Origin of the sequence: Haloferula sp., assembly GCF_049672945.1 — a bacterium.
GTDB lineage: Bacteria > Verrucomicrobiota > Verrucomicrobiia > Verrucomicrobiales > Akkermansiaceae > Haloferula.
Window position 1 is genome coordinate 1 of the sequence record NZ_JBATWY010000107.1, and the last position, 12,488, is coordinate 12,488.

Genomic DNA, 12,488 nt, shown 5'->3' on the forward strand with positions numbered 1-12,488 from the left:
CGGGGACTCATCCCCGGCGACGGCGACGGATCCGCCATTGTCATCAACACCACCGACTCGAGTCCTTTCAATGGCTTGGCCATGTTCGATAAAGGACAGACCGGACAAACGGCCACGCTCAGTATCGCAGCGACCATTCCTGGGGTAACGGTAAGCACCGTAGAGATCATCGTCCCGACCGAATTGGGGGTCCCTACTTCCGGCAGCGTCAGTCTCTCAGGTCCGGGCTCAACAGGTGCCACCTTCGGAGTCACCGGCCAGACGATCAGCATCAGCAGCGCTGCCATTACCGATACGGACTCGCTCGCCATCGAGATTGATGGACTTACCACGCCGACTCCGACACTCGTCACCAACAACGGCAACTATGTCTTCGCAACTTCGACAGCGACCAGTGGCGGCACATTGACACCACTCGGTCAGTCCCCCGCCGCCAACGTGATTATTCCCATCGCATCCATCCGCGATGTGGATGCCAATGGTGTGCCCTTGGATCTCGGAGCGACCGTCGCTGTGGAAGGTGTCGTCACCGAGCCCGACTTTGGTTCGGGTCTTTCGAACTTCAGCGGCTTCATCCAAGACTCCACCGCGGGCGTGAATATTTTCTCGTTCACTGAGAACCTGGGCTTGGTCCGTGGCAATCTCTTTGCGGTGGTTGGAACCATCGTTCAGTTCAACGGGCTGACCGAAATCGTTCCGACCTCTACGGCCAATATCGTAGATCGCGGGCCGTCCATCGAACCTTCCTCCGTTACCCTCACTGTAGCTGAGCTCCTGGCCTCCGCCGAGGAACTGGAAGGAAGTCTGGTCACGATCGCCGGCTTGACAAAGGAACAGGAGGGCACTTGGGGCACGGGTTCGAACATCACCCTTCAGGATCCCGAAATGAACAATATCACGATTCGGATCCAGTCGGGTTCCACAGCGACGACTGAACCTCTCTATCCTGCGACCATTACCGGTGTGTTTGCCCAGTTCGATACCTCCAACCCCTACTTTGGAGGCTACCAGCTGCTGCCGCGCGACGAAGCTGACGTGATCAGTGCCACCGGCAACGCTTACACCACATGGGCAGCACTCAATGGCCTGACCCCAGGTGTCAATGACGGAGCTGAACAGGATGTCGAGTTCGGCACCACGGGTGACGGAATCGCCAACGTGCTTGAGTTCATCCTCGGAGGAAACCCTCTGCTCAGTGATCCCTCGATCCTTCCGGTTGCGACTCTGGATGACAACAACTTCATCTTCACCTTCAACCGGAACGAAGACTCGGTCGGAGTGGCCACCACGACTTTCCAGTGGTCCACCGACCTCACCTTCCCAAGCGCAAATGACGTCGTCATTGGTGCTGGCGATTCCACGGGACCAAACGGCGTCGTCGTCGACGTGGATGAGACCACCAGCCCAGAGACCGTGACGGTTTTTGTCCCACGCTCGAACGCACCGGGTGGCACCATCCAAGGACGACTCCTGGGCACCCTTCCCTGAGTTCGGACCATCGCATCCATCACAAAAGGCACCTCGGGAAACTGAGGTGCCTTTTTTTCGTCGGTGGTCGAATTGCTGTTTCCCAATCGGCCCGGCAGGTTACCAGTAGGGCATGGATCTATCTGATTTCCGTAAGGAATACTCGGCCAAAGGCCTCCACCGCGAAGACCTCGAAAGCGACCCACTCGATCAGTTCGAGCACTGGTTTTCCCAGGCGGTGGAATTAAAGCTCCACGAGCCCAATGCCATGAGCCTCGCCACGGTCGATGAAAGCGGTCGTCCGCTGCTCCGCACGGTGCTTCTCAAGTACTTCGATCGGGATGGCTTCGTCTTTTTCACCAACTACGAGAGCCGCAAAGCGGCCCATATGGCCGCAAACCCCCAAGTCTGCCTGCTCTTTCCTTGGATCACCCTCGAGCGTCAGGTCATCGTCCAGGGCCACGCTCAAAAAATCACTGCGGCAGAATCACTGAAATACTTCACCAGCCGTCCGCGCGAATCCCAGCTCGGGGCATGGGTCTCCAACCAAAGCTCAGTAATTTCCTCTCGTAAGTTGTTGATGCAGAAGCTTTCAGAACTCAAAGCGAAGTTCTCCGAGGGAGAGATTCCACTGCCATCCTTCTGGGGTGGCTACCGGGTGGTCCCGGAAACCATCGAATTCTGGCAAGGGGGGCCCGCCCGCCTCCACGACCGTTTTCTCTACAGCCGCGACGAGGCGGACTGGTCCATCGATCGGCTCTCCCCATGAGCATTCCATCGATTCTGGAAATTCGGCATTGGCCCAACCCGACCGATCCTCTAACCCTTCGCTCCGCCCGCGCGTCCAATTCATGCGAACCCTGTTGATCCTCCTCCGCAAGGAGCTGAAAGGCTTTTTCTACAATCCCTTCGGCTGGGTGATTCTTGCCGCCGTCGTGCTCGCCAATGGTGTCGGCGTGTCGACCGCGATGAAGGGCTTCCTGGATACCCCGTCGCAGGACAGCCTGGTCTTTTCCACCTTCCACTCCCCGGTTTTCTGGTTCTGGTTCCTGTTCATTTTCCCCCTCATCACCATGCGCTCCTTCGCCGAGGAGGAACGATCCGGCACCCTCGAGACCCTGCTCACCGCCCCCGTCCAAACCTGGCAGGTCGTGCTCTCGAAATACCTCGCGGCCTTCATCTTCTACATCATCCTCTGGCTCCCCACCCTGGTCCAGTTTCACATCTTCGACTGGATCGCCGAGCTTCCGGATGCGTGGACCCCGGGCGAAATCGCCAGTACCTATGTCATTCTCATTCTCATGGGCATGGCATTCACGGCGGTGGGCTGCCTTTCCTCGGCCCTGACGTCCAGCCAGATCATCGCCGGCCTGCTGACCATCTGCCTGCTAATGATCCTCTTTTTCGTCGGATACGTCCCCGTCATCTGGGGCGGAGCCTTCCGCGGAGTCGGCATCTTCCACTACATTTCCTGCCAGGAACACCTCGCGCTCTTTTCCAAGGGATTTGTCGATACCCGACCTTTGATCTACTATCCCACCCTGACTTTCGTCGTCCTCTTCCTCACCTACCAACTGGTCGACTTCCGCCGCTGGAAACGCTGATCCATGAGCAAAGAATCGAACGCCCTTCCGGTAAAACGCTTTCGTATCGGCTTCCTGTCGCTACTTCAGATCGTCCTCGTATTACTGATCTTCGGGGCCGTCAATTTCCTCTCTTCCCAGCTCTACCGGCCTTTCGACCTGAGCGAAGATCTGGATTTTACGCTCTCCCCCTCCACCAGCCGCTATCTGGTCTCCGAGGCCGTTTCTGAGCGGGAGGACCCGATCCAGATGACCGTGGTCTTCCGCGCCGATGCTCCCTATTACTCAAGAATCCGCCCGATCGCGGAAGAGTATGCGCGACTCTCGAACGGCAAGATCAAGCTCCGCTTCGTGGATCCGATCCGCGCCAATGACATCGCGGAAACGCTGGCCGCCGAGTACGGCATCGTCTTCCAACAGGACCTCGTCATCATCGATGCCCGCAGCGGAAAAGAGGCCGACCCTGCGAGCGAGAGGACGGTCAGCCCGAACGTCAACATCGTCAAATTTGAAGACATGGTGGTCTACAAAACCGACGCCAACAATCAGCGGCGTGTCGTCGGTTTCCTTGGTGAAGACGCTCTGAGGGCCGGCTTGATCAGCGCCATTGAAGGTAAGCCGAGAAAGATGTGGGTGCTCTCTGACAAAAGTGATCTCAACTCCGAAGGCAGCGATATCTGGCCGGTTCTCAGTGCCAATCTTGTCTCCCAGAACATCCTCCCCGAACGCGTCCCTCTCACCGGCGTCGACAGGATTCCCGATGACGTGGACTCCATTGCCATCATCGCACCGAACTACGACCTAACAGCCGAAGAGATCCGGGTGATCGAAGAGTTCTGGAATCGACCCCGATCGTCACTGCTCGTCACCACCGGTAGTAAGATTGTCCCACCCAGACTCCGCGCCTTTCTTCGCGGCAATGGAGTCACCCCTCGCCAGGACCGGGTGCTCACCGTGAAAAGCGGAGTCATCCAGACAGCGGTGACCTGCCGCTTCACCTCGGGTGTCGAGTTCACCCGCGACCTCTGGGAAAAAAACACCCTCCTGGAAGGCACCACGCAGAGTCTCGATGTGCGGGAAGGCGACAACGCCCTTCTGGCCAAGGGCATCACCCCCTTGCTGCTGCTCGAAAGCTGGCCGACCTTCTGGGGTGAAACGAAATTCCCTGCCGACGAAGTGGTCTTCGACGAACGCGAAGATACGCCCGGTCCCGTCTCCGTCGCTGCCGCCGTCATCCGCGGCGCACCCAATGACGAGCAGCTCGCCGAGGAAGTCTCACGCATGGTCCTCATCGGCAACACCGGCTTCCTCGAACCAAAGCATGCCCAGCCCCAGAATCTCGACTTCCTCGCAAGCTGCGCAAACTGGCTCGTTGGTCGCGAGGAACTCTCCGGCGAAGGACCCCGCAGCCTCAGAATCTACAAGCTCCCCCTGCTCAAACCCCAAGTCAGCTTCATCAATCGCATGAACCTGCTCTTCCTTCCGGGATTCGCGCTTCTAATTGGTGCGATTGTCTGGTCTTCACGGCGTTCCTAGTCCCGTCATGCGCTCGGTCGTCTTTACCCTCTTTCTCTGCCTGGTGGCCTTCGTATCGGTCGGCCTGGCAGCGCTTAGACTTGCGGACGGCAGTCTGGCGAGAGTCTTTGGAGCGCCTGCCACCAAAATCGGAGATACCCTCTACGACTTCGATCCTGCGGCCGTGGAAAGCATCGGTCTCCAGGGAAACGGCATCAAAGCATTCTGCAAACGCACCGAAAGCGGCTGGGAAGTGGTCTCTCCGTGGAAGGACCGGATGGATCCCAGAATCGCCCAGAAGCTTGTCAGCTTTACCCTCGCCTCACGCGTCGAGGGCGCCTTGCCGACCGAAAAATTTGAAAGCAATACGCTCGGGCTTGACGACGGATGGGTCGGCGTCTGGATCACGGACAAGGAGAGCGAAACCCTTTCCAAATACGTGCTTGGCAGACGCACCGCATGGCTTGGAACGGATGCCGAAACCGGCGAAACCATCCCGACGATCTTCGTCCAACCGCGCGACAAGAACCGCAAGGACTTCATCTACGCCTGCACCGACCCCAACGACATCCACTCCCTTCTTACCGACGGCTTCAAGCGCCTCCGCGATCATCATCCGTTCCTGTTTCATCCGACCATTGTCGAAAGCCTCCGCATCAAGAACCGCACGGGTGAGCTTCTGCTCTCGCGCAAGCAGCCGAAAGAGCTTTGGAAAATCGTCAAGCCACTCGAACTCAAGTCCGACCCCACTTCACTCGTACGGCTTCTCCAGGGCCTCTACGACCTCGAAGCCCTCAAGGTCATGAGCCGCTCGGAAGTCACTCTTCCCACCGATGATCCCTCGGCGGTTGACCAGATCGCCTTGCGATTCTTCGGGAGAGAAGATGAGATCGTTCTGGAAATCTACCCGCCCGAGAACCCCGATTCTCCCACGGTCTTGGCAAGAGTCAGTGACCGTCCCAATGCGATCTTTGAACTCCCGCGCCTCGCCACCCCGGGAACCGAAAACAAGCCCGCCTCAGTCGCGCTGGCCGACCTCCCCCTCTCGGTCAATGAACTACGTGATCCGACATTGACCTCCATCAACCCTGCACAAGTGCAAGGGATCCTTATCGCATCGACTAACAGCGACAACATCTTCATCAAACGCGACAACCCCCAGGCACGCTTCGAAGTCAACTTGGACGGGCAGTGGGTCACGCCCAATGAAACGGCTCTCTTCAGCTTGCTCAAAACCGTTACCGAAGGTCGGGTCGCCGGTTTTGTCTCTGACACCGCCACCGACCCATCGGTTTACGGCTTGGACCAACCCTTCCTGACGATCCGTTTCCTCGGCTTCGATGACAGCCATATCCAACTCGATTTCGCCCAGAACGAGAAAGGTGAGGTTCTCGCCATCCGCTCTGGCACAACGACCGTCTTCAAGATCGATCCGGCCATGCTCGGACTCATTCCTCTGCAGAGCTGGGAGTGGCGGGATACCCAGCTATGGGGCATTTCAGAATACGATGTTCATGGGATCGAACGAAAGCTCCGTGCGAGTCCCCAAGTCATCCTCAGCTACAAGCCAAACACCCAGGAGTGGACAGCGACGGAGGCTGGCAAGGATCGAACTCCGGAACTTGCCGTAGATCGCGCCAACCGCTTTCTCAAACATCTTACCGGCCTCAAGGTGCGATCATGGCTCCGCCCCGATCATGAGGCCGCCAGAAAGGCCCTCGCGGACCCCGACATGGTCGTTTCCATCTTCGCCATGCAGGTGGACGATGAGGGAGAAAACATTGGCCTCAGAGCTCACCGCCTGACGCTGGCCTCTGTTCCAGTCGGCGACAGCCGGATCATCTACGGCAGCGTCGAAGGAAAACCCAATCCCTTCACCCTCGCCGCAGAAAGCTTCGACCTGCTCGGCGTCGATCTCTTCTCGTTCGATTAAAGCCGCACCGATCGACGGTCGGCAGCTTCCCCGAGAGGGGGACTCTGTCTAGACCTCGGGACCAGGATGCATCGGATGACTTGAATACTAGAATTCTAGTTTTCGATCCAAGAGTAGCTGAAAGGGCCAATCACGCCAATTGTCAGGCCATTCTTGAATTTCACAACCCCATCCTCCCCATCCCATCCATCCTGGTCCGATGAATTCCCCGGCAAGCCCGCCTGGAAACTTACCCACCAACCGCCAACTTAACCCGTTCGAGGACTTCGGCATAGGCCTCCATGACATCTCCGAGATCGCGACGGAACCGGTCCTTGTCCATCTTCTCACCACTCTTCAGATCCCAAAGACGGCAGCCATCCGGACTGATCTCATCGGCAAGCACGATCTTTGAGGGATCATTTGCGAGTCGACCGAACTCAAGTTTGAAGTCGACGAGCTTCAGACCACACTCCGCGAAAAACCCGCCGAGGATCTCATTCACCCTCAAGGCCGACTTGCGGAGAAACGCCAAGTCCTCGGCAGTCGCCAGCTTCAGTTCACGAATGTAGTCATCATTGACCAGCGGGTCCCCGAGCTCATCGCTCTTGATGCTGAATTCCACAATCGGTTGCGAGAACACCATGCCTTCTTCAACCCCCGTTCGTTTGCAAAAGCTGCCTGCCGCCAAATTTCTCACGATCACCTCAACCATGAGGATCTCCACCTTGTGAACCTCCACATTGGTCGCATCAATCTGACGAATGAAGTGAGTCGGAACGCCCTCCTTCTCGAGGTATCCGTAGATCAGCGTGCTGATTTCGTTGTTGAGCCGCCCCTTGTTTTCGAACTGGGCCTTCTTCTCGCCATTGAAGGCGGTGGCGTCGTTCTTGAATTCCATCCGGAGAACCTCCGGATCCTCGGTGGCCCAGAGTCGCTTGGCCTTGCCCTCATACAGCGGTTCCATGCTGTTTCCTACGGACCACCCCGTGCCGGGTCAAGCGTCGCTCGAAGCTAGTCCTGAAATCGCACGTTCGACATCACCTCCTGGCCCTCATTCAAGCGGCTGCTGTTTCCTTCGTAGAGCTCCGCCCGCAGGCCCTGTTCGAGCAACAGCCCCGGACCCGAGTTCTTTTCGATACGGTTTCCCTCGACCACCACACTGATCGCCGAAAACCGCACCAGCATCCCACCCATCATGTTGGAATAGCTGCTGTTGCCCGTCACTTTCCCCGAAGCACCGGCATTCAGGACAATCCCATACTCACGATTTCCGAAAAACTCCCCACCACTCACTTCGATCCCCTCACCGGCCGCATCCACCAGCACTCCATTGCGGCTGTTCCTCGAAGCCTTGCTGTCGACGATCACCGCCGAAGCCCCATCCCAGATCTCGAAGCCGTGACCGAAATTCCCCGTCGCTTCCGACTCGCGAATCGTCAGTCGGCTCCCCGGACCGCTCGCCGCCGCCCCATCCCAACCATTCGTTAGAAAACGGCAACGCTGAGCCGTAGCGTGGCCGCCCTCGACAACCGCCAAGCCATGCCCGGAACCTTCCAAAAACACACAATCTGAAAACTCCACTTTGCCCCCCCGGACCAATGCCACGGGATAGCGACTCCTTCCCGCATCAAATCCTTCATGCTTCAAGGTCAGACCACTGATCGTCGCGCCAGCGGCTTGCGGTCCCAAGGTCAGAACCGGACCATCCTTGGCCGTCATCATGAGCACGGTCTTGTCGGCTCCCGCGCCCTCAAGCTGGACCTCCAAGTTGATCACCATCCCTCCTTCAAAATCGCCTTCGCCAAGCAACACTCGATCCTTCGGCCGAGCTAAACTCAACGCCTCCTTCAAAGTCTTGACCTCTTCCGGCACCCGAATCGTCCGCGAATAAGACGCCAGCTTCTCATAAAGTGCCTTGATCTCGGCATCCTGCGGCGCAAGGGCGAGCGCTTCGCGCATCCACTCCAGAGCTTGGGGGTCGAACTTGCCCTGATCCCTCAACCGGGCGGCATCGACCAGCTCGCGTGCCTTTGCCAAATCCTGCTGCTGCTGATCCTTTTCTTCGGAAATCACATCCGCCAACTCACCAACCAAGGGGTCTTCAGGAAGCTCCAGCGAAAGACTCGCAAGCGCCGCATCTGCCACCGCCCAATCGCGCTCATCCACCGCCGCACGAATCTTCTCATCCCAAGCTTGCCGAAGACTCTGCAGTCGCTCGGTCTCAATTCTTGCCAACAGCTCCGCGGCCTCCTTTTCGTCTGGATACTTTTCCAAAACCTTACCCGCCGCCGCTGCCGCCTCATCCATCCTCCCCGCCTCCAATGCGGCAAGCGCCTCGCCCGACCAGTAGCCAACGAACTGCGTCTGCTCTTCGCTCATGCCGACCTCAATGCTCCGCATGCCCCTCTCGGCGACCTCGGAATCAGGATCACGCTCCTCAATCTCACGATAGGCTTCCTCAGCCTCCGACCAGCGGCGCGATTCCACCAAGCGCGCACCCAAGCCTTCCAGAAAGATGATCCGGTCCTGGTTCCGCTGCATCCGCGCCGCCTCCAGACTCGTGTAGATCCAGCCTCCCCCCACACCACCAATCAGCAGAAAAATCACAGCATAGGCAATGAAGCGCCCCTTCGATGAACTCCCAGACTCTAATGCGTCTTCGATTTCATCATCCTCAAACTCCTCCTCATCCCGCTCCACCGAACTCGTGATTTTCTTCGCCGGCGGCACGACCGGAAGCTTCGGCGCGCCCTGAGCGAGCACTGGCCCCTCCTCCGTATCGCGACTCTTCAAATGCGGAAAGGGGGACTCCACCGCTTGCTCTTCATTCGGCGGCTCCGCCTCTTCGGCCTGCGGCTCTTCCTTGGGCTTCGGATCCTCTTCGATCTTCGGCTCTTCGACCGGCTTTGGTTCCTCGACCAACTTCTTCACTTCCACAGGCTTGTGAAAGTCCGCCCGCTTGTTCGAATTTCGACGCCCGCTGATGACACCGGGCACCAAGGCCATCAGGTTCGCCACCTTTTCCCCCTTCCGCCGCTCCATCTCTTCACGCACCGCCGCCATCGCCTTGTCAAACTCCAGCAGTCCGTCCTGATAACGCAGCGCAATCGTTTCATTCGGAGCATCCCGCACCAGGGCCGCAATCCGCTCGCGGGCTTCATTGAAGTCCTCCACGTGATCTGCCGGATCCACATCTGCATCCAGCCCAAGCACCTTTCTGGCGTCCTCAAGCGTCATCTGCCCGGGGCTGTAGCATCGCCGTCAGCAGGCGAAAAGAAGCATTCCTGAAAACCCGAACTTTCACCCCCCGAAACGCTGCACAATGGGCATCCGCCGACCGATCCCGAAAGCTTTCGACGTTACCCGGATCCCCGGCGCCGCCTGCTGACGCTTCCACTCGTTCAGATCGACCCGGCGCTGCACCCAGCGCACCACCGTCTCCTCGTAGCCCATGCCCACAATCTCCTCGGCAGACAGATGCCGCTCGACATAGGCCTCGAGAATCCCATCCAAAACCTCATACTCCGGCAGGGTATCCTGATCCTTCTGATCCGGACGCAATTCCGCACTCGGTGGCTTGTCGATCGTGTTCCAAGGAATCACCTCCCGCTCGCGATTCAGCCAGCGACACAGCTGGTAAACCTTCGACTTCGGCAGATCGGAAATCACCGCCAAACCACCACACATGTCGCCATAGATCGTGCAATACCCCACCGCCAACTCACTCTTGTTGCCGGTCGTCAGCAGCAGATGATTGAACTTGTTCGAGAGCGCCATCAGCAACAGACCGCGAATCCGAGCCTGCATGTTCTCCTCCGTCACATCTTCCTCCCTGCCCTCGAACAGACCCGCCATCGCGCCCTTCACGAAATCGAAAACATCCGAGATCCCCACCTCATCGCATCGAATCCCCAAGCTCTTCGCCAAGGCAAACGAGTCATCCACACTCCCGCCCGACGAGTAGGGACTCGGCATCGTCAATCCATGCACATGCTCGGCCCCCAGCGCCTCAGCGGCTACCGCCGCCGTCAATGCCGAGTCGATCCCACCACTCAAACCCAGACAGACCGAAGAAAAGCCCGTCTTGCCCGCATAGTCGCGCAGCCCCAGCACCAGCGCCTTCCACAGCTGCTCCTCTTCACAAGCGTCCTCCATTGCGGTGCTGACTGCAGGGCGAGAAATATCCACAACGCGACATTTCTCCTCAAACCCAGCCATCTCAATCACCCCACCATCCGGCCACGCCACCAAAGAATGGCCATCAAAAACCAACTGGTCATTCGCCCCCACCGAGTTGCAGTAGATTACCGGTACCTTCCCCTCCTCCGACACCCCCCTGAGCATCTCGCGGCGTTCCACCGGTTTTCCCAAATGAAAAGGTGAAGCCGATAGATTGATGATCAGATCGACTCCCTTCTCCACCAGTTCCTCCGCCGGATCCCGGTCATACAGCGGCCGCTTCAGAAAATCCTCCGTCCAGATGTCCTCGCAAATCGTCACCCCCAGGCGATGCCCGTTCCACTCGATCGGATCGCAGCTTTTCGAAGCCTCGAAATAGCGGCGTTCATCAAACACATCATAGGTTGGCAGCAGCGTCTTCCACACCCTCGCCCTCACCTCACCATCATGGAGAAAGGCCGCCGCATTGCGGTAGGGTTTACCCGTCGCCTCACCCTCATTGAAATCCACATAGCCCACCAGCAGCGGCACCTCGCGCGTCTCGCTCGCCAGGTAATCCAGCGCCTGCAGACATTTCGGTACGAACTGGCTCTTGAAGACCAAATCCCGCGGTGGATAACCGACCAGACTCATCTCCGGCGTCACCACCAGCTCCGCACCCTTCTCCAGACACTCACGATAAGCATGCAGCAGCCGCTTCGCATTCCCGGGAAAATCCCCAACCACCGCATTGATCTGAGCCAGCCCGATTCGCATGCGTCTTCCTCGCCACATTCCGCAAAAAATCAAGCCCCCATCACCCCGCCCCGGTCCCGGAACCTTGATGCCGCCCCCGTGGACTGCGGCAGCCCGCTGCCGCTGTTCCGCAAGACAGCCCTGCTGTCGATGCGCGCGGCAGCAAGAGCAACCTCGTAAGGAGCCCGGACAATTCTGTCCGGCGCCAAAAACCAGGTCGCTCAGCCACCAACCAATCGCGTGGGGCACAGCCCTTTACGCGACCACCCACCAATCGCGTGGGGCTGATCGCGTGGGGCGAAGCCCTTTACGCGACGCAGCCCTTTACGCGAGGGCCGAGTCCAAAGCCGTTCGACACGATGTAAAACCCGATGGGACCGAGCCCCAAGCCGTGTGACACGATGTAAAAAGCCGTTCGACACGACGTAAATCCCGATCGGGGTTCGTCATGCCCAGCGCTCCCAACCCAATGGAGCAAGGGCATTCCTGCCCTGTCGAACCACCCATAGAGCTCACCCCACCCTGGCAGCCCTGGTAAACAGAGGTCGAAGGTCGAAGGTCGAAGGTCGAAGGCCGAAAGTCAGAAAGACCGGACCGCCGCGCTACCGCGCCCTTGGAGGCGGCATGCCCCCGTGCCGCAACCCCGGCAGCCCGCCTCTCCCTTGAAACCGATCGCTGCCCAGTGCTCCTGTTCCATCACACCAACCAATCGCGTGGAGCTGATCAGCGTGGGGGGAAGCCTTTTACGCGACGCGACGAAGCCCTTTACGCGGCGACCATCCCATCCAACGGACTCGTCACCCCCAGACCATGTGCCCCGACTGCCACATGCAGGTAAATCTCCGTCGTCGTGATGTCCTCATGCCCAAGAAGCTCCTGAATTCTCCTGAGATCCGTCCCGCCCTCCAGCAAATGCGTCGCAAACGAGTGCCGCAGCGCATGACTCGTCACCCATTTGTTGATCCCCACCGCTGCCGCCGCGCGCTTGATCGCGTCACTGTAAACCTGAGCGTGGAGGTGATGTCGCCGCCGCACGTTGCACTCCGGATCCACCGAGGTCTGCCGCGCCGGGAACAACCAATACCACTCGAAAC

General features: G+C 58.7%; 8 protein-coding genes and 1 pseudogene. 5 read left to right on the top strand and 4 right to left on the bottom strand.

Annotated elements, in window-relative coordinates; genetic code table 11:
- The 5 genes and pseudogenes from WBG04_RS09600 to WBG04_RS09620 all read left to right on the top strand — a co-directional run.
- Nucleotides 1–1,488 (top strand): annotated as a pseudogene (locus WBG04_RS09600) (hypothetical protein); the annotation flags it as partial.
- Between the two features lie 112 nt (nucleotides 1,489–1,600).
- Nucleotides 1,601–2,236, top strand: a complete 636-nt coding sequence (gene pdxH, locus WBG04_RS09605; protein ID WP_424314197.1) for a pyridoxamine 5'-phosphate oxidase — start codon at nucleotides 1,601–1,603, stop codon at nucleotides 2,234–2,236.
- 82 nt (nucleotides 2,237–2,318) lie between these two features.
- On the top strand, nucleotides 2,319–3,071 hold the full coding sequence (locus tag WBG04_RS09610) for an ABC transporter permease (RefSeq protein WP_424314198.1): 753 nt from the start codon (nucleotides 2,319–2,321) through the stop codon (nucleotides 3,069–3,071).
- Nucleotides 3,072–3,074: 3 nt separating this feature from the next.
- On the top strand, nucleotides 3,075–4,586 hold the full coding sequence (locus WBG04_RS09615) for a DUF7088 domain-containing protein (RefSeq protein ID WP_424314199.1): 1,512 nt from the start codon (nucleotides 3,075–3,077) through the stop codon (nucleotides 4,584–4,586).
- Between the two features lie 7 nt (nucleotides 4,587–4,593).
- On the top strand, nucleotides 4,594–6,498 hold the full coding sequence (locus WBG04_RS09620; RefSeq protein WP_424314200.1) for a DUF4340 domain-containing protein: 1,905 nt from the start codon (nucleotides 4,594–4,596) through the stop codon (nucleotides 6,496–6,498).
- Nucleotides 6,499–6,727: 229 nt separating this feature from the next.
- Here the strand turns inward: WBG04_RS09620 and purC are convergent, their stop codons facing one another.
- The 4 genes from purC to WBG04_RS09640 form a co-directional block, all read right to left on the bottom strand.
- On the bottom strand, nucleotides 6,728–7,444 hold the full coding sequence (gene purC, locus WBG04_RS09625) for a phosphoribosylaminoimidazolesuccinocarboxamide synthase (RefSeq protein ID WP_424314201.1): 717 nt from the start codon (nucleotides 7,442–7,444) through the stop codon (nucleotides 6,728–6,730).
- 47 nt (nucleotides 7,445–7,491) lie between these two features.
- Nucleotides 7,492–9,717 carry a right-handed parallel beta-helix repeat-containing protein gene (locus WBG04_RS09630; protein WP_424314202.1) on the bottom strand — a complete coding sequence of 742 codons (2,226 nt, stop codon included), beginning with the start codon at nucleotides 9,715–9,717 and terminating at the stop codon, nucleotides 7,492–7,494.
- Nucleotides 9,718–9,780: 63 nt separating this feature from the next.
- A complete protein-coding gene (locus tag WBG04_RS09635; protein ID WP_424314203.1) occupies nucleotides 9,781–11,415 on the bottom strand; it encodes an NAD+ synthase in 1,635 nt (544 codons plus the stop codon).
- 744 nt (nucleotides 11,416–12,159) lie between these two features.
- Nucleotides 12,160–12,488: tyrosine-type recombinase/integrase (locus WBG04_RS09640; protein ID WP_424314204.1), on the bottom strand; the 329-nt coding region annotated here is incomplete at its 5' end.